The organism is Zhongshania aliphaticivorans (assembly GCF_001586255.1).
Lineage (GTDB): Bacteria > Pseudomonadota > Gammaproteobacteria > Pseudomonadales > Spongiibacteraceae > Spongiibacter > Spongiibacter aliphaticivorans.
This window is the reverse complement of sequence record NZ_CP014544.1, coordinates 3,458,161-3,477,177: the sequence shown is the minus strand read 5'-3', so window position 1 is coordinate 3,477,177 and position 19,017 is coordinate 3,458,161. Positions and strand designations below refer to the sequence as shown.

The 19,017-nt window shown below is 51.9% G+C and carries 14 protein-coding genes; 8 read left to right on the top strand and 6 right to left on the bottom strand.

The genetic code is table 11. The annotated features are described in order from the left end of the window. Nucleotides 1–11 precede the first annotated feature (11 nt). Genes AZF00_RS15410 through AZF00_RS15400 form a run of 3 tightly spaced genes read right to left on the bottom strand, consistent with a single transcriptional unit; the run spans nt 12 to nt 2,776 of the window. The gene (locus AZF00_RS15410; RefSeq protein ID WP_008251866.1) at nt 12–788 is read right to left on the bottom strand and encodes an ABC transporter permease; all 777 of its coding nucleotides are present in this window, start codon (nt 786–788) and stop codon (nt 12–14) included. Continuing rightward, nucleotides 778–1,677 (bottom strand): ABC transporter permease, encoded by a 900-nt coding sequence (locus tag AZF00_RS15405; protein ID WP_008251865.1) that lies wholly within the window; start codon nt 1,675–1,677, stop codon nt 778–780. Before AZF00_RS15405 ends, AZF00_RS15410 begins: the two co-directional genes overlap by 11 nt. A 16-nt stretch (nt 1,678–1,693) precedes the next feature. Beyond that, nucleotides 1,694–2,776, bottom strand: coding sequence for an ABC transporter ATP-binding protein (locus tag AZF00_RS15400; RefSeq protein ID WP_008251864.1), 1,083 nt, complete (start codon nt 2,774–2,776; stop codon nt 1,694–1,696). 228 nt (nt 2,777–3,004) lie between these two features. On the opposite strand from AZF00_RS15400, the gene AZF00_RS15395 reads away from it, so the two are divergent. Both AZF00_RS15395 and AZF00_RS15390 read left to right on the top strand, forming a co-directional pair. Beyond that, nucleotides 3,005–4,225 carry an argininosuccinate synthase gene (locus AZF00_RS15395; RefSeq protein WP_008251863.1) on the top strand — a complete coding sequence of 407 codons (1,221 nt, stop codon included), beginning with the start codon at nt 3,005–3,007 and terminating at the stop codon, nt 4,223–4,225. Between the two features lie 176 nt (nt 4,226–4,401). Continuing rightward, complete coding sequence (locus tag AZF00_RS15390) at nt 4,402–7,311, top strand: choice-of-anchor I family protein (protein ID WP_008251862.1); 2,910 nt, start codon at nt 4,402–4,404, stop codon at nt 7,309–7,311. Nucleotides 7,312–7,363: 52 nt separating this feature from the next. On the opposite strand, the gene AZF00_RS15385 is transcribed toward AZF00_RS15390, so the two are convergent. Together AZF00_RS15385 and AZF00_RS15380 are read right to left on the bottom strand one after the other, a co-directional pair. Then, a complete protein-coding gene (locus AZF00_RS15385) occupies nt 7,364–7,909 on the bottom strand; it encodes a response regulator transcription factor (protein ID WP_040803964.1) in 546 nt (181 codons plus the stop codon). After that, entirely contained in the window at nt 7,900–9,150 is a 1,251-nt protein-coding gene (locus AZF00_RS15380; RefSeq protein ID WP_197465666.1) for an ATP-binding protein, read from the bottom strand. The genes AZF00_RS15385 and AZF00_RS15380 overlap by 10 nt, the downstream gene beginning before the upstream one ends. Before the next feature lie 548 nt (nt 9,151–9,698). Here AZF00_RS15380 and AZF00_RS15375 point away from each other — a divergent pair. From AZF00_RS15375 to AZF00_RS15350, 6 genes are all read left to right on the top strand, one after another. Next, complete coding sequence (locus AZF00_RS15375) at nt 9,699–11,219, top strand: sensor histidine kinase (RefSeq protein ID WP_008251858.1); 1,521 nt, start codon at nt 9,699–9,701, stop codon at nt 11,217–11,219. A 75-nt stretch (nt 11,220–11,294) separates the two neighbouring features. Then, nucleotides 11,295–13,340, top strand: coding sequence for a sensor histidine kinase (locus AZF00_RS15370; RefSeq protein ID WP_008251856.1), 2,046 nt, complete (start codon nt 11,295–11,297; stop codon nt 13,338–13,340). 2 nt (nt 13,341–13,342) lie between these two features. Further along, a complete protein-coding gene (locus AZF00_RS15365; protein ID WP_008251853.1) occupies nt 13,343–13,801 on the top strand; it encodes a response regulator in 459 nt (152 codons plus the stop codon). 68 nt (nt 13,802–13,869) lie between these two features. After that, the gene (locus AZF00_RS15360) at nt 13,870–14,958 is read left to right on the top strand and encodes an ATP-binding protein (protein ID WP_008251852.1); all 1,089 of its coding nucleotides are present in this window, start codon (nt 13,870–13,872) and stop codon (nt 14,956–14,958) included. Between the two features lie 85 nt (nt 14,959–15,043). Then, nucleotides 15,044–16,069 (top strand): transporter, encoded by a 1,026-nt coding sequence (locus tag AZF00_RS15355; RefSeq protein ID WP_008251851.1) that lies wholly within the window; start codon nt 15,044–15,046, stop codon nt 16,067–16,069. Nucleotides 16,070–16,153: 84 nt separating this feature from the next. Beyond that, nucleotides 16,154–16,693 carry a PepSY-associated TM helix domain-containing protein gene (locus AZF00_RS15350; RefSeq protein WP_008251849.1) on the top strand — a complete coding sequence of 180 codons (540 nt, stop codon included), beginning with the start codon at nt 16,154–16,156 and terminating at the stop codon, nt 16,691–16,693. A gap of 24 nt (nt 16,694–16,717) precedes the next feature. Here the strand turns inward: AZF00_RS15350 and selD are convergent, their stop codons facing one another. Further along, the gene (gene selD, locus AZF00_RS15345) at nt 16,718–19,015 is read right to left on the bottom strand and encodes a slr1591 family oxidoreductase (RefSeq protein ID WP_008251843.1); all 2,298 of its coding nucleotides are present in this window, start codon (nt 19,013–19,015) and stop codon (nt 16,718–16,720) included. Nucleotides 19,016–19,017 lie beyond the last annotated feature (2 nt).

Genomic DNA, 19,017 nt, shown 5'->3' with positions numbered 1-19,017 from the left:
GGGTAAGTGGGTTATTGCCGCAATACAGCAGGCGAAATTTTCGATAGCACGGTAATCAAGGTCAGGGTGACCAACATCAACAGGGTTGATACGGCGTTGACTTCCGGGGTGACGGCAATTTTAACCATTGAATAGATCTCCAGTGGTAAGGTCGAGCTGCCTACCCCGGCAGTAAAGAATGTAATTACAAAATCGTCAATAGATAATGTGAAGGCCATTAATGCCCCGGCAATAATGCCGGGCATTAGCAGGGGCAAACTGATGAGCCTAAAGCTTTGCCAGGGACTGGCGCCGAGGTCGCGGGCCGCCTCTATTAAACTTTGATCCATGCCCGCCAAACGTGACTGCACTGCCAGCGCGACAAAGCCGATACAAAAACTGACATGGGCGAGAATGATCGACACCATGCCCAAAGTGACATTGAGTAAAATAAACATCAGCAACAGGCTAACGCCGATTAAAATATCGGGCATGGCAATGGGGCCTAGGACCAGTGCCGGCAGCCATTTCTGGCGGCCGCGATGGATCGCCAGGCCTCCTAGAGTGCCGAGGACCGTGGCCATGGCGGCGCTCATGATGGCAATAATGAGTGAATTGCCCGCCGCCCGCAAAATATTTTCGTTATGGATGAGTTTTTCATACCACTTCCACGTAAAGCCCACCCACTCGGCATTGAGCTTGGAGTCGTTGAAAGAAAAAATCACGACCACCGCTAGCGGGATGTAGAGGAATAGATAAACCAAAACGCCAGCGCTGACGAGAGCTTTACTGGGGCGATTATGTACCATTGTTGGCACTCCCAGTTTTGCCGAGTTTCGCGGCGAGTAAGACTAATAAAAGGGTGATGCCAGTGAGAACGAGCGATAACACGCTGCCAAACGGCCAGTCCCGAGATTCGACAAATTGCTGCTTAATGACGTTGCCAATCATAATGCCATTGGTGCCACCGAGCAGGTCGGGTATCGCGAAAATACCCAGCGAAGGAATAAATACTAAAATTGCGCCAGCATAGATGCCGGGCAGTGACTGTGGCCAGGTAATTAGCCAAAAGCACTGAAAGCGATTGGCGCCAAGGTCTTGGGCGGCATCGAGGAGGCGGCTATCGTGCTTCTCTAAATTGGCGTACAGCGGCAAAATCATAAAGGGTAAATGCACATAAACTAGGCAGGTAATGACGGCGGTACTGCTAAACATCAGGCTAATCGGCTCGAGGCCGAGTGCGGCAGTGACATGGTTAAGGCCGATGGTTAGCGCACCTTGGGGGCTGAAAATAATCATCCACGCGTAGATGCGTACCAGGAAATTACTCCAAAACGGCAGAATTACTAAAAGTAGCAGCAGATCCCGAAACCGCTTTTGGCTGCGGGCAATCATCAGTGCCAAGGGGTAGGCCATGATCGTGCAAATAAGGGTGGTCAGTAGCGCATAGCCCAAGGATTTAAATAGTAGGCCTAGGTAAATTCCCGACTCGAACAGGCGCAGCCAATTTTCTAGGGTGAAATCGAGGCTAAATTGCCCGTCTTCAATGTAATACCACGGCGCTAAGCCGCCGTATTCGCCGGGATAGCGGAATGAGGCAAAGAGCATCATTAGGCTGGGCACGGCAAAGAACAGCAATAGATAGAGCGCCGGTGGCAGCGCCATTAAGTGATTGCGGAGGCGTTCGGCGCGATTCATTAAAGTCTGCACTGGCTTACGGGACCAAGTGGCCGGCGTCGATACGCCAGGCAATTTGTACGCCATCGCCGGTATCGAACAAGCGGGTGCGACCGGGGGCATCGTTAGCCAGCATCGCCTCTATCAGCACACCGTTGGCGAGCTCAATGATGTAGACGGTCACGTCACCTAAGTACAGCATGTCGTGGACCTTGCCGCTGAACAGGACTTCATCGGAGCCTGCCTCAAGGGTGGCGGCGAGGCGAATTTTTTCGGGGCGCAGGGTGAGTGCGCAGCTATCGCCACTATTAAAGGTGATTTCAGGGTTGGCAGTGGCGCTCAATTCGCCAAGGCCCGCTACGGCAATACTCACCTTGTGTGCATCGCTGCTGACCACCTTGGCGTCGAGAATATTGCACTGGCCGATAAAGTCCGCCACAAAGCGATTGTCGGGATAGCTATAAAGTACCGAAGGCTCGTCGATTTGACTGATCTCGCCTTTGTTCATCACCGCAATACGGTGGGACAAGGCCAAGGCCTCGCCCTGGTCGTGGGTCACGTATACAAAGGTAATGCCCACTTCCTTTTGCAGGTTGATTAGCTCAATTTGCATTTGCTCGCGCAGTTTGGCGTCCAGCGCCGACAGCGGTTCGTCTAAGAGTAGTAGGCGAGGCCGGTTTACTAGGGCGCGGGCAATGGCAATGCGCTGCTTCTGGCCACCGGACAACGCATCGGGGTAGTGATTGGCCTTGTCGGGCAGGCGCACATCGTCGAGTACTTCGGCAACGCGGTGGGCAATTTCGGATTTGCTCATTTTGGCCATGCGCAGGGGAAAAGCGATATTCTCGGCCACGGTCATGTGGGGGAACAGCGCATAGCTTTGAAATACCGTGTGCACCGGGCGCAGCTCAGGCGGTAGCGCGCACAGGGATTTGCCATCGAGTAGTATTTGCCCACTATCGGCTTGGTCAAAACCGGCAATTAGCCGCAGCAAGGTGGTTTTGCCGCAGCCCGAGGGGCCAAGCAGGGTGAAAAACTCCCCGGCTTGGATGTGCAAGCTGACATTATTGAGCGCGACAAAATCGCCGAAGCTACGGGAAACAGCGTTAATCTCTAGCACGGCGAGGGGGCTTCCGTCGGGATGTTGAATTTGCGCTATTTTTTGCCAGCAATAGCCTTGCCGTCAATAGCCCAGAGCGCATTCATTTCAATAGTTTTACCGCTTTTTGGCCGATCTGGGCAGAAGGCGCAAGCTGGCATGGCGTAGCGGGGCAAAGACCGCTAAAATGACGGTCTTTTTTTAATCTCGCAGGCACAGCGTTTTGCGAGGGCTTCAGCGGAGTGATAAATGTCGGATATCAACAAAGTAGTCTTGGCTTATTCAGGTGGCCTAGACACCTCAGTGATTGTCAGGTGGCTGCAAGATACCTACAAATGTGAAGTGGTGACCTTTACCGCCGATATTGGTCAGGGTGAAGAAGTGGAGCCCGCCCGCGCTAAAGCCAAGGCGCTGGGTGTGCAAGAAATTTACATCGACGATCTGCGCGAAGAGTATGTCCGCGATTTCGTTTACCCCATGTTCCGCGCCAATGCGATTTACGAGGGCGAGTATTTGCTGGGCACCTCTATTGCCCGCCCGCTAATTGCCAAGCGCTTAATTGAAATAGCCAATGAAACCGGCGCCGACGCGATCTCCCATGGCGCTACCGGCAAAGGCAACGATCAAGTTCGCTTTGAACTGGGTGCTTACTCGCTGAAGCCCGGCATTAAAGTCATTGCGCCTTGGCGTGAATGGGATCTAACCTCCCGCGAAACCTTGATGGCCTATTGCGCCGAGCGCAATATCCCTGTTGATTTTGCTGGCAAGAAGAAAAAATCCCCTTACTCCATGGACGCCAACCTGCTGCACATCTCCTACGAGGGCGGCAATCTGGAAGACCCATACTGGGAGCCAGAAGAAGACATGTGGCGTTGGTCAGTTAGCCCTGAAGCAGCGCCAGATACCCCGACCTATATCGAAATTGGCTATGAAAACGGCGACCCAGTAACATTGAATGGCGAGGCGCTCAGCCCTGCTACTATGCTGGCTACGCTAAATAAAATCGGCGGCGACAACGGTATTGGCCGTTTGGACCTGGTCGAAAACCGCTATGTGGGCATGAAGTCGCGGGGCTGTTACGAAACCCCAGGCGGCACCATTATGCTACGCGCTCACCGCGCCATTGAGTCTATTACTTTAGATCGTGAAGCGGCTCATCTAAAAGATGAATTAATGCCCCGTTATGCAAAACTCATTTATAACGGCTATTGGTTCAGCCCAGAACGCCGTATGCTACAGGCGGCCATAGATGAGTCACAGGGTTTTGTTAACGGCGTAGTACGCTTGAAACTCTATAAAGGAAATGTGGTCGTAGTGGGTCGCAAGTCTGACAATTCGCTCTTTGATGAGAAAATTGCCACTTTCGAAGACGACGCTGGCGCGTATAACCAAAAAGATGCAGAAGGCTTTATTAAGCTAAATGCCCTGCGCTTGCGTATTGCCGCGAATAAAGGCCGCTCTCAGCTGTAATTTATTCGTTAGAAAAAGGGGCCGTTACAGCCCCTTTTTGATTTAAAAGGCTTTTGTTTTAGAGCTTCTATTTTAAAGATTACTATCGTGATGGTGCCTGATGTACACATTCAGTCGCGCTGTCAAAATGCCGGTATTGTTGGCGCTGGCCCGAATTGTAAATTGGGATGCTATTGATGATTTTTGAATCGCAGATGTACGGACGTAAATTCTGGGCGCTGTCGCTCGCCATCGGCATCATTGCCACCAGTGCGTGCAGTGGTAAAAGCGATAGCCGGGGCTTCCGGGGTACAGAGCCTAATTCTCGGCAATTTACGATTAACGAATCTTTGGGCAGTGTCGAGTTTTCAAAGGGCGCCACGATCGGTAATAGCAAGAGTCTCAACGTGGCTATTGGCAGTGGCGCGTTTCGACCACTGAGCGAATCCAACGACGTATTTTATACCATCACTGATCGCGGTCCGACGATTGATTGTGCCGACAGCGAAGCGGTGACGGGCATTGCTAATTTTTGTGATGGTAATCCCGGCACTGTCTTTGCTATTAGTGATTATTCGCCGCAAATTATTAAATGGCAGCTTAGCGGTATTGGCACCGGTTTAACATTGGAGCAGTCCGAAGTTATTACTCTGACTGGCAGCGATGGCGCCGCAATAAATGGCCTGCCTAACCCCTTTACCAGCGCCTATGTCGAGACGCCTTACGATAATCAAGGCAATGTATTGCCACGCAGTGCCGACGGTATTGATCCAGAGGCACTGGTGCGCTTGAACAATGGTAATTTCTGGGTTGCCGACGAATATGGCCCGAGCTTACTGCTGGTAAGCAGCACCGGCGAAATTTTAGAGCGGCAAGTGCCCGCAGGCTTGGCGGGTCAATTAGCTGCTGCAAACTATCCTGTCAGCGGCAATATTATTCCCGCCATTTTTGAACGACGCGCAATAGACCGCGGCATTGAGGCTTTAGCGCTGAGCCCAGATAACAAATACCTGTATTTCTTTATGCAGGGGCCCTTGGATAACCCCACTAATGGCGCAGCTGAGTCGCGTATTGTGCGGGTTGCTAAAGTTGAATTAAATGCTGATGGCACGGCGAAAGAAATGGTTGGCGAATACCTTTATCGTTTAGATGCGCCATCGCAATTTGCGATCAAGTCGCGAAGCGAGAACAAGGGTGATCTCGACGGCGATAATTTTGTAGCGCAAAGCGACGTGACCATAAATGAAGCTATCGCAATCGATACTGATTACGTGATTGTGGTTGAGCAGGCCAAGACGGTGAGTAAGTTTTACCGCCTCAACCTTGCCAATGCGACCAATATTTTAGGCGGCCCTTGGGATCAAGAAGCAACAAGCCCGAGCTTGGAGCAAACTACTCTCCCGACTGACGTCAAATTTATTACCAAGCAGCTCGGTTTTGATTCGCTGACTATGCCGCTGCCTAAGGGTATTAGTCCGCTGGCTGAAAATATTGAAGGTTTTGCACTGCTGGACGCCAATTTTGCGGTGGTGCTGAACGACAATAACTACGGTATTACCGGGCTTAGCAGCACAGTAAAGGTATTGCCGATTGGCGCTTTTGTTGTAACTTCCTCTGCGCCAATAGAGCCAAATCTGGATTACACTAAATCAGCATCGTTTGCCGTGGGCAATGCAATTGCCCTGGCTGGCGATACCACGAATAAGCGTTTATTTGCGGTGAATGGTCAAAACAATAGCGTAGATGTTTTAGACGTTACTGATCCTCTCGCACCGGTATCGGCGACGCCAGCGACCCTCGACCTAGCGGCAGCGGCGACTGACGCGGGTATTACGCTTGGTGCACCGAAATGGGTGACCACGTCGGGCTCCCATGTTGCAGTGGCGCTGGATAATAACGATCCGCAAGCGAAGGGCATCGTCGCGCTTTATTTATTATCTGACCTTAGCCTAGTGGCGACCTTTGAGGTTGGCGCGTCGCCCAAAATGGCGATTTTTGACTTGCTTAGCAGTCGCATTTTTGTTGCCAATGAAGGGCAGCCTAGTGATGACTTCAGCAATGACCCAGAGGGCAGTATTTCGGTTATCGACCTCAGGGATGGCGTTAATGTCGCAGAAGTTGAAGAAATTAGCTTTGCGGAGTTTAATGCTAGCGGTATTCGCGCCCAAGAATTGCCCGCTGGTGTGAGAGTGCACGCCGGTGCCACGGTCGCGCAAGATCTTGAGCCAGAACACATTGCCGTCACGCTAGATAACACCAAACTGTTTGTTACCCTGCAAGAAAACAACGCGGTGGCCGTTATCAATTTGGCTGATAACAGCATTGATCGCATTGTGGCCTTGGGGAGTAAAGACTTCGGCGTCAAAGGCAATGAATTCGATGTAAAAGCGGATAATACCGTTGATATTCGCAGTTGGCCTGGAGTTTACGGTCTGTATCAGCCAGACGAGGTTGGTGCCTATCGCTTCGCGAATCAAAACTACTTCATTACGGCCAACGAAGGTCGCCCACGTATTTACTCCGCGTATAGCGATCAGGTCAATGCCAGTGACCTCGCGGTTGATAATGGCAATCCAAGCGCAACCGCTGCCGCAGACCCTGCTATGTTGGGTGGTCTCAAAGTCAGTAACGAAGACGGCGATACCGACAACGACAACGATGTTGACGAAATCACTGCTTTTGGTGCGCGCTCGTTTGCGATCTGGAATGAACAGGGCGAATTGTTGTTTGATTCAGGTAGCGACCTCGCTCTGGTAACGGCGGCTAGCTTAGGTGCGAACTTTAATGATGCCGACACTGCAAGCCCCTTCAATGGTGCGGCGCCCAAAAGCATTGCGCTGGTGTCTAGCCTCAATCGGATTTATGCCTTTGTGAGTTTGCAGCGTGCCGGTGGTATTGCGATTTACGATATTACCTCACCAATGGGCGTTCAGTTTGTGCAGTACGTGAACAATCGCGACTTTGGCGCAGCAACTGGTGATAAGGGCGCGGACGGCATCACTACCTTCTTCATCGGCACCAAAGCCTATCTTGGTGTGGCGAACGCCGAGAGTGATAACGTGCGGATATTTGAGTTAAACTCGGGTGTCAGCACGACTACCGAATAAGATTTCACAAAGAAGGTGTCAATAAGGCCACCACCCGCAGCGGGTGGTGGCCTTATTTTTTGGCGGGTCGCTTTTGTAATTTACGCTGTAAGGTGCGGCGGTGCATGCCGAGTTGGCGTGCAGTTTCTGAAATATTTCCCCCGTTCTCTGCTAGCACGCGCTGAATGTGCTCCCACTCTATACGGTCTAAGGAGGGTGGGCTGAGCTCGGCGTCGCTCGTGCTGGCTGGGCTGGTTTGATCTTCCAATGCCGCCAGTATCTCGGTGGTGCTTGCCGGTTTCTGCAAATAGTTATCGGCGCCGAGCTTAATCGCTTCAACCGTGGTCGCAATGCTCGAATAGCCGGTGAGCATCAGCATTTTTATATTGGGGAAGCGCTGGCGTAACACGGGTATTAAATTCAGGCCGGAGCGGGTCTCTAATTTTAAATCGACAACCGCCATTTCGGGTGTGAATTGCTCGCACAGGGTAATCGCATCGTCGACACTGTGGGCGACATTTACCGTATAGCCTCGACGCTCTAACGATCGGCGTAGCGAGGCGCAGAAACTCTGGTCATCATCGACCAGCAATATTTTTTCATTATTGTTCACGGGCATACCTTGGCAATTGGTAAACACAATTCCACACGGCTGCCGCCACCGTCGCGACGCCGCCAGCGCAGCTCACCACCATAGCGAATAGCCGTGGCATTGCTCAAAAAGAGTCCTAGCCCTCGGCCTTTGCCTTTGCTGCTGACAAAGGCCTTGCTCATCATCGCCGCCTGCTCAGTACTCAGGCCTGGGCCGCGATCGCTGATGGCAAAAATAATACAATGATCCTGCTCCAACACATCTAAACGCAGGTCGTCGGTGCTGGTGTCGGCGCCATTGCTGAGTAAATTTAAAATAGCCTGGCTCACCGTCCCATCAAGTTTCAGCGTCATATTGCAAAGCGCCGGGCTGAGTGAGCTGTACAAATCGCAATCTGGCCGCAGTACCTGCCAGCGCTCCTGGAGCAGGGCTAAATACTGGGGCGCGGGGGTGGTTACTGTGTTGTCTGCACTGAGGTCTCTCGCCGTGCTAACGAGATTGGTGAGAATATCGCGGCAGTGATCGAGTTGCTGGCCGAGGGTGGCGAGGTCGGCGCGGGTCTCGGTATCAAAATCTTGTTCTGTTAAATCTTCCAGCACTACTTTCATCGTCGACAGCGGTGTGCCCAATTCATGTGCAGTGCCGGCGGCAAGGCTGGCAACTGCCAATAGCTGTTCATCTTGCAGACGGTGTTCGCGGCTGCTGGCTAACTCTGCTTCACGCTGACGCAGGCTATATGCCATTTTAAACACAAAATAGGTGATTAGCATGGCACTCACTGCGAAATTGGCCCACATGCCTAAAATATGCGTGTTCGGTGCGCCACTGTGTTGGTGATGGTTCGGGGCGACGGCTTCTAGAGGAATAAAATTAAACAGCAGCAAGCTGTAAGCGCCAAAACCCAAGCCGCCGAGTAACCAGGTATACGCCCAGGGCAGGGTGGCGGCAGAAATACACAACGGGACGAGTAAATAGGAAATAAAGGGGTTGTTAGCACCCCCAGAAAAATACAACACCGCGCTAAAGCCGAGAGTGTCGACGCAAAAATGAATAAATAATTCGACATCCGTCACCGGCCAGTTTTGATAACTGCGCCACCAGCTGAACACGGCAAAGCCCGAAATGGCAGCGAGCAACAGCTTTAGGGTAACGTAGGGAAGCATCCAGCCCAGCTGGCTTTCGGCGTACATTACCGCGCCAAACTGCCCCGCTATGACTAGGCTGCGAATCAGGCATAGGCCGCGTAAATTAGCGGTGTTGGGATTCAATAGCAGCTCCGCGCTAGGAAACATAGGATGTGTCAGTATACCGTTACACGCCATAGCTTGGGCGAGTCTGTGACATTTTGCCGCACCTCAATTTACGGCGGTTGCGTTTTTACTAGAATAGTACTGTTAGTCATGTCATTTACCGATGCACAGTCGAAATTCAATTGATTTGTCGGTTCTTCAAGAAAGTGTCGCTAGCAAACTCGCCAATGTAATTACCCGTGAGCGTGGCTTGTAATGTTGTTTTACAGCCTTCGGAACTCGCTAACGCGTAATGTATTTTTCGCAAGCTATTGAAGTGCACCAAATAGTTTTGTGCTTGGTGCGTCTTGGCTGCGGTGCGAGCGTCTAAGTTGGCACATGCAGATTAACTGGCGAATTTGTTCAATTAGAGTAGTCTAGTAGTAGACGGTGTTTATGCAGTGGCATAGGAACAAGTGCTCGCGAATGTCGCGATGTTGATCTGCCAATTTAGCCAAATTGTAGCGCGGGAGTTGAGTGTATGACTTGCCGCCGCTAATCCCACTTTCCCGCGCGCCGAGCCTGCTATGCGAATTGACCTTGAAAAGCACCGAATAGCGCTGATCTGTTGCAGTTTAATGATTTTGCTAGCACTTGCAGTGCTGGATTTCTTATTGCCCTTAACGCTCGTTTTCAGTATTCCGTATTTGGCGACACTGCTCGCGCTGAGCTATTGCGGTGCGCGGCGACGGGATATTGGCCTGCTTGGTGCGGCTATTGCTGCACTGATTGTGGTCGATATTTCACTGCATTATGCGCAATTGTCGAACTGGCACGAGGTCATAGCGCAGGTATTTGGCTTGTGTGGCGTACTTTTGGGTGCTGCCGCACTAATTTACTTTCGCGATGCGAGCCACCATGTTTTACGCATGAGTGAAGCTCGCTTTGAATCCTTATTTAATTTTGCGCCGGACGCCTTGCTTTTTACCGATCGCGACGGGGTGATTCGCTTAGCCAATCATCGCGCGCGATCCCTGCTGGGCGATAGCGAGGGCACCTTGTTGAATACTTCTATATTTGAACGTATACCCAGTGACCGGCATGAAAAATATCAACACTATGTTGCGCAGAGCTTAGGCGAGGAGCGCATTGAGAGCAGTCCCCCTAGCGGGCGACAAGGAGTGTTGCTGCCGCTGGAGATGCCACTGAGCAAGCTCAGCGGTGAAAGCGTTAGCGTAGAGCTGAATGTGAGTAAACTGAACGAAAATACCGAAGTTTGGGTCATGCTGGCACTGCGTGATATTACCGAGCGGCAATTGGTCGAGCGTATATTGCTACGCAAAAATGCCGAACTAGAAAGCTTTGCTTATATCACTTCTCACGATCTAAAAGCGCCGTTGCGGATAATTACGAATGCGAGCCGCTGGCTTCAAGAGGACTTAGCCGGACAGCTTGATGGTGAAAACTTGGAGAATCTAATGTTAATTCAGCAGCGCGCCCAGCGCATGGAAATGCTGCTTACGGCGCTGCGGGATTTTGCCAGTGTGAGTAAGAAAACAGGTCATCAATTTGAGCAAAGTATTACGCTGGCCGAACTCGTGCGTGAAATCGTCGATACACTGTCGCCACCACCAGGCACTGTGCTAGATATCCGGGCGGCAGCAGAAAGTTGCGTGGTTTACTGCATGCCCTTGCGCAGTGCCCTCGTGAATTTACTCAAAAATGCAATTAAGCATGCCGGACGAGTCGACGCAAAAATCACGGTGGACGTCGTTGCCGATGAGCGCTTTTATCGCATTCAGATACGCGACAATGGACCGGGAATAGAGCCGGCCTTCCACGAGAAAATTTTTGATGTATTTCAAACCCTGAAGCCCCGAGATGTGCTTGAAGGTAGTGGTATGGGTTTAGCAATTGTACGCAAAATTCTCGACACCTATGGCGGCGATATTGAACTGGAGTCACTGCGTGGCGAAGGCTGCTGTTTTACAGTCCTTTGGCCATGCGCACTGATGCCCGGCTGGCAAGCAGGGCGTGTGCGCAATAGTGGCGGAGGAAGCGCTGCCGAATTGCCGAAACTACCACGGCGACGGGGCTTTTTTCATTGAAGTAAAATAATGTCAGTGGCTTATCGCGCAAGGCATTGCTTGTTCATATTACAGTTAGCGAGACGGCACGCATACATGAAGTTTGGGCAGCGTAGTATACAAGAAAAAATTATTGCACTTGTGATTACACTGGTTATCGTCTGCAGTGGCGTGCCCTTGTTTTTTGTTTATCAGGCGCTAACGGTGCAGCTGGCGACCAATAAAGCATTGGAATTTTCCGGTGAAACCGAATTGCAAGGCCTGCTATTCACCACCCGCATTCAAGAAATGATTCACGACGTAAAAATTGTTGCTAGCAGCACCGCAGCGGAGACGGTTGCTCTCAGTGCAGAGGGATCTGCCGAACGTGAACGTGCTATCTCTCTGCTCGCGACTAGCTTTAGTCAGCTGCTAGCAGAAAAGCCGTATTATGTTCAGGCTCGATATATTGGTCTTGATGGTTATGAAAAACTGCGAATCGACCGCTACGGTTCCGGCGGCCGCCTGCGCCGTGTGCCTGCCGAGGAGCTCCAGGACAAGCTGCGCAGGGAGTATGTGCGGGCAAGCTTTAAGGACCTGTCGGCACCCTACTACATATCGAGGATAAACCTGAACCGTGAGAACGGTGAAATTACCCTGCCTTACGAGCCGGTGGTGCGGGTTGCCAAGCTTATATTTAACGGACAGGCGCAATTGCAGGGCATGCTGGTAATAAACCAGCGAATTAATGACTTGTTCACGGAAATGGCGCAAATGGCCAACCCGCTGTACACCTACCGAGTTATAGATCAAGAGGGCAACTATCTAAAACATATTGACGCGCGGAAGGTATTTTCCTTCGAGTTTGGTAAGGAACTGAGTGCATTCCAGGACTTCCCCGGAATCGAAGATATGTTTGCCAGTGAAGAGCCAGCGCGTTATTTCAGTGCTGTTGACGGTCCAAGTTATCAAGGTGCACTGGGCGTGCGCACAGTGTCATATGACCCGCGAGACCCTGAACACAAGATCGGTATTATCCTGCTGGGCAGTAAGGCTGATATTGATGCGATGGCAGCCGACACACTTAAAAATGTCTTGCTGATTATTGTCGTGCTGCTGGTTTTAGCAATGTTCATCGGCATTGCAATTGCTCGGAGCCTAGCGCGGCCATTGCGAGATATTGCCTCAGCGATACGCTTGGATGATATAGATGCTAGCCTCGAGGCCTTGCCTAGGTATCGCGATGAGCGCGTCACGGGCGGCGATGGCGCGCGACAAATAGTGCGCGCTGCGCCCAGCGGCAGATTGCTCAGTGTCGGCTCGCGGCGTCGCGACGAGGTTGTCGCGCTAGCCTGGGCACTCAGGCATTATCTTATTGAAATCAAAGATAAGACTGCGGCCTTGCAGACAGAGATTGACGACCATAACCGAGCTGAGCGCGCGCTGCGTACGGCCAATCACGAATTGAGTTGTGCGAATATTGAATTGGAACAGTTCTCGTATATTGCCTCTCATGATTTGCGGGCGCCCCTGCGAGTTATTGACAATGCGGCGTCTTGGCTGGAAGAAGATCTCGCCGAGCAACTTAATGGCGAACAATTAGAAAACTTGATGTTGTTGCGACAGCGAACACGCCGACTTGATAAATTATTAGAGGATTTGGCCGACTATACTATGGTCGGTAAGCAGCAGGACAGTCGCTACCAGACCCGCGTAAACGGTACACAAATCATCGACAAAGTGCGCTTTTTATTAAAAAAGCCTGTTGATTGCGAATTGCGGTTTACCGGTGACTGGAAAAATTATGAGTTTGTCAGTATGCCATTACAGCACGTACTGTCTAACTTGATTAATAATGCGATTAAACACGGTGCAAAATCGGGTGCAAAGATAACCGTATCAGCGCGCCTAGAGGGTGATAATTATGTGTTTGATATCACGGACAATGGTCCCGGTATAGCGCCGGAATATCGCGAACTTGTCTTTGATATGTTTAAAACCCTGAAGCCTAGGGACGAAGTAGAAGGCAGTGGTATGGGCTTGGCGATAGTCCGCAAAATCGTAGATTTGTATGGGGGTGCGGTAAGCGTTGGCGAGAGCACGGAGGGTGGCTGTACTTTTACTGTGGTATGGCCCAAGCAAGCACTAAACACGGAGGCTTAGTTATGTTGCGAGATATCGATATTATTGATCGTACCGTTAGTATTTTACTGATCGAGGATGACAATGGTGACGCGCGCGCGGTAGAGCGTGCGCTGCGCAAGGAACGGGTGGGTAACCCATTGTTCCGGGTAGCCGATGGAGTTGAGGCGCTAGAAGTATTGCGTGGCCAGCACAAGGAGATTCAGTTGACGCCCGCTCGGCTGTTGCTGGTCGACTTAAATATGCCGCGAATGGGTGGATTGGAATTGATACAGCAAATTCGTGCCGACTCGGAATTGCATCGCGAGATCGTGTTTGTGCTAACCACGTCTTCCAGCGATACCGATATTTTAGCGGCTTACGACCTCAATATTGCTGGTTATATTACGAAGCAGCGCGCGGGCGCGGACTTTGTCAATCTCGTCGGCATTCTGGACTTTTACTGGCGCATTATAGAGTTTCCGGTGCGCACTGATGTGTAGTGCTGATGGTTGTAGTCCGGACCTAACTTTGCCGATATTGTATTTACTTCAGGGCGAGGAGTTTGTTCATGAATGTATTAATTGTTGATGATGATTTGGGTGATCGCAAAAGTTTACAGCGCAGCTGCCGTGATGCGGGTTTGCAGTGTAATTTTTACGAGGCGGACAGCGTGCAGGCGTCGTTGTCGTTGCTTGAAACCGTGGAAATTAACTGCATATTAATGGACTACTCCCTTCCCGGGGACGATGGTTTAAGCGGTATCGCTCAAATTCACCTACGGTACCCCTATATTCCGACTATTATGGTGACGTGTTGTGGCGACGAAGTACTCGCCAGCAATGCCTTCAAATGTGGTGCGCTGGACTATCACTCTAAAGATGATATGAATGAGCTGGCTTGGAAATCAATCGTAAACGAAGCCATCGACAAAACCACGATACAGCGGGAGTTGGATGAAACCCGCGAATACCTCGCAAGTTTCTCAGATATGCTGGCCCACGACTTAATGTCTCCTATCGGGCATATTGTAAATTTCGTGGATATTGCTGAACGAGATTTACAAAGCAAAAATTATGCGTCACTGGCTGAACGCTTGGCTTATGTCAAAAAATCGGCGAATAATTTGATTAAGCTGATTACCGCCGTAACCGCCTATGCTCAGGGCGGGCGGGGTTCAGTTTTCTTTACCGTTCCGGTTCGCGAGCCAATTGATGCGGCGGTCGACATGCTACACGAAACAATTACTGGCAAAGGCGCTGAACTTGAAATTGCTGAGAATTTGCCCTCAGTGGTGGGTGATGTTGCCTTGTTAAGCCAAATGTTCATGAATTTGATTGCCAATGGCATTAAATTTAATACGAGTAATTCGCCTAAAATAGTGATTAAAAGTGAGGCGCTGGGGGCTGGGAGTCGCATCACTGTTGCCGATAATGGCATTGGTGTTTCCAATAGTGAACTTAGCGAGATATTCAAACCGTTTAAGCGTGGAAATTTAAGTCCTGAGTTTAAGGGTACCGGTTTGGGCTTGGCCACAGTGGAGCGCATTGCGCATCGCCATCGGGCTAAGGTTTCAGCAGAGCGAAATCCCTTGGGTGGCACGTCTTTTCATATTGATTTTCCACCCCCTGAGTCGGTGCCACTGGGCGAGCGCCATTAGCCCCCTGTAACTGCGACACTTTGTCGCAGGCCACGACGTCCCTAGCTTGCTAAACTGTGCGCCCGCAATTTACTAGGACGCTACCATGCGCAAGTTCGTGTTCATTCTGTCGCTGCTGGCCGCCGCTCCTTTGTGTGCCCACGAAGCCGCCACTAGCCTCGCGCAAGGCGCAGCGCGTCACGCGCCACTCGGCGTGATGGGCGACCATATGCATAGCACTGGCGAGTGGATGTTCTCCTACCGTTATATGCGCATGGAAATGGACGGCAATTTAGACGGCAGTGATTCGATTTCCCCTGCCGAAATTACCGGTACCATGATGAACCCCGGCCCGTACATGGTGGCGCCGCTTAAAATGACCATGGAAATGCATATGCTGGGTGCAATGTATGCGCCAAGCGATACCCTTACCCTTATGGCGATGCTGCCGCTGCTAAATAAAAGTATGGATCTCCGCAGCCGCATGGGCGCGGAATTTACGACCGAAACCGACGGTGTTGGCGACGTATCGCTAGCGGCCTTGGTGAGTGTTTACCAAGCGGTCGATAAATCGGCTGGCGTGCATTTAAATCTCGGTGTCAGCCTACCGACCGGCTCAATTGATGAGCGCGACGACACGCCAGCGATGGCCAATGCGAAGCTGCCCTACGGCATGCAATTGGGTTCTGGCACCTATGATTTAAAACCGGGCGTAACGTATCAAGCCTATTCAGCCCAATACAACTGGGGGGCACAGGCGCTGGCAACCTTGCGCAGCGGCGAAAATGACAATGATTACCGCTTGGGCAATCGCTATGAGCTAAGCGCGTGGCTGGCGCGAAGCTGGTCGTCCGCACTGAGTGGTGGGCTGCGTATAAAGCACAGCAGTTGGGCTGATATTCACGGCGCCGACCCCGACTTAAATCCCATGATGGTGCCTACCGCGGACACTCGCGCGCAGGGTGGCGAACGCAGCGAGCTACTCATTAGCGCCAATTATTTATTCCGCGCCGGTGCCCTAAAAAATCATCGTTTGGCCTTGGAATACGGCGTACCCATCTATCAAGAATTAGACGGCCCGCAAATGGAAATGCAAAACACCGTGAGCGTAGGCTGGCAGTACGCACCTTAATGAATATTTCACCGAGGGATAGTAGGCTGGGCTGTGTCTAATACAAATCGACTTCAAGGTATTTGTAATTAAAGGATTTAGCGTATGTCTCGCCGTTTGTTAGTTTCTATTCATTTGTACCTCGCTGCTTTTTTTGCGCCCATGGTCATTATCATGGCGGTATCGGGTGGCTTGCACTTGCTGGGTGTTAAAGAGGTGATGACCAGTACCGAGTTGGGCTATGTGAGTGGCCTTAAGCTCGATGCCGACAGCCCCAGCTTAAGCAGCGATGTGCGCACGGCGCTGCAAAGTCTCGGCGTAGATGCGCGCTTTGAATACGTGAAGGGCAGAGGCGGTGAATTCTCAACGCGGCCAAGCAGTCGTGAGCATTATCGTTTGAGCCAGCAGGCCGACGGTGTGGCGATTACGACGGTATCGCCAAACTGGCAGGCGGCGCTGATGGAATTACACATGGGCCACGGCCCGCGCTGGTATAAGTGGTTTGAGACGGCGTTTGCACTGGGCCTCATTATTATTATGATCAGTGGCCTCTACCTGGGCTTAATGAGCGCGGCCTATCGGCGTCAAACTTTGGTGTTGTGCAGTGTTGGCCTGCTGCTATTTTTAGCCCTCGCGTTTTTGTAAATTCTGCACGTTAGCGCCATTGAATTACGCTGTTAGTTCAATGGGGCTCGCCGCCGCCTCGTCTCGATAGACCCCACCAATAATGCACGCTGCTGGGTAACCAGCCTCGCGCAAGGCCTGTACGCAGGCCGCTGCGCGAGCGTGTGGCACGCTGGCCAACAGACCGCCCGAAGTTTGGGGGTCGAATAATAATGGGTACACTGGGTGATTGCGCCATGCCTCAGTATTTTTGACGGCAGCCCCAATCCGCTGGTTTTGTTCCTGCAAACTGCTGCTTATGCCATTTGCTAAACACGCCAGCGCGCCGTCTAGGGCGGGGATGCTACCGAGCTTTAGCTGCGCAGACAGGCCGCTGGGCTTTAACATTTCAACTAAGTGGCCGAGCAAACCAAAGCCAGTTACATCGGTACAGGCGGTGGCACCGTGATCGTGGAATATCTTGCCCGCGCTGCGGTTACTGCTGAGCATGGCGGCCAAGGCGCCTTCTAAGCATTTGCCTTGAGCCTGTAATTGGCCGTGGGCTGCAAACAAAGTGCCGGTGCCAAGGGCTTGGCTTAGAATTAATACCTCGCCCTCGTGTAAATTAGCTTTGGTGAGTACCGCGTTCTTTGCGGCCAATCCATTTACCACAAATCCAATGCTGAGTTCAGCGGCTTCACTGGTGTGGCCGCCGGTTAGGCTGCAATGATTGTCGTTAAGCACTTTCACCGCGCCACTCATTAATTGCAGTAAATCGCGCTCGGTTATTTTGTCGCCAGCAAAGGGCAGGCTGGCGATGGCCATTGCGCTTTGGGGCTGGGCATTCATGGCAAACAAATCACTTAAAGCGTGCTGGGCGGCAATTTGACCGAGTAAATACGGCTCGTCGATAAAGGCCCGAAAATGATCAACGCTTTGTAATAGCAATTGTGGCGCCGTGTTCTGATCTTGATTTATCCAGATAGCGGCGGCGTCGTCGGGAGCGTCTAGGCCCCAGGCGATATCGTCGCGCTGCACAGGGCTTAACTGCTTAATCACTTTGCTGAGGGTGCTGGCGCCGACCTTGGCGCCACAACCACCGCAGCGCATTGCCTGTGCATCGCTCGGGGTTTCGTCGCCGGTAATGAAGGGGTCGACAAGCTGCGTCCTAGGCTGATTAGTGCTCATGCTGAGTTCGCTAAACATGGCCATAAAGCGGCGATCGATTTTGTCTTTCCAGCGCCACACCCAGTCGCCGCTCAGTGTTGGCCATAAAGGCCGGTGGGCAATGGCGGTTTTTCCGCCCAAGGCCAAAATACTTAAAAAATCTTTTTGCGGACGATGTTGCTTTAAGGGCTGGCCCAATAGCTTGCTCTGCAAATTAGCGAATAATACCGGCCCTTGGCGCACTGCGAACACGCCAGCAGCAGGGCGAGGGTGATTCACTTGTTGGGCGGTGTCGCCAGCGGCAAACACAAAATCGTGGCTGAGTGATTGCAGGCTGTCGTTAATCGCGATAAAGCCATTTGCGTCGCAGGCAAGGCCAGAGTGCCTAGGCCAGTCGGCGGCTTTGGCATTGGTACACCAAAAAATATGCTCGCTGGGTAATGAGTGGTTTTTATCTTGGCCATGACCTGCGCCTTCAATATCTATGCGCTGGTCGGCGATATTGATAACCTTGGCCTCGGCGTGCAGTTGAACGCCCTTATTCTGTAAGGCGGTGTTCACGAGCTTGCGGATACGCTGGGGGTAGGCTTTGAGTAGCTCGGCGCTGGAGTACAGCAAGTGATAGCTGGGCGTGACAATCTCTGGGTATTGGCTAATGGCGTGTTGCATGGCCAGTATTAATTCAACACCCGCGGCGCCGCCGCCAACCACGCTGATGGCTGCGGGTGTGCTTGCTTTGCGCAGCGTTTCAAGAGTGCGCTGCCAGCGGGGGTAAAAATCACTGATCGGTTTCACCGGCGTGGCGAATTGCTCGGCTCCGGCAATGCTCAAATCTGGTGTTATACCGCTGTTGATCGACAGCAGGTCGAAGCCAATGGGCGGACGGTCTTTGTCGTTGAGCAGCAGCTGCTTTTGCTCAAGGTCAATAGCCACTACGCTGGCCTGTATAAAGCGCGCACCGGCAAATTGGCAGAGCCGCATTAAGTCGATATGGGCGTCGTCAAATTGATAGTGACCGGCAACCAGACCCGGCAACATACCCGAGTAAGGGGTTTGCACCTGCGGCGAGATCACGGTGAGCCGCACGCCAGCCAGCGGCTGCATGCCCCACATTTTTATGACTTGGGCATGGGCGTGGCCGCCACCGATCAGCACGAGGTCGAGATAGTTTGCTGCGGGGGGGATTGCGATGCTCATGT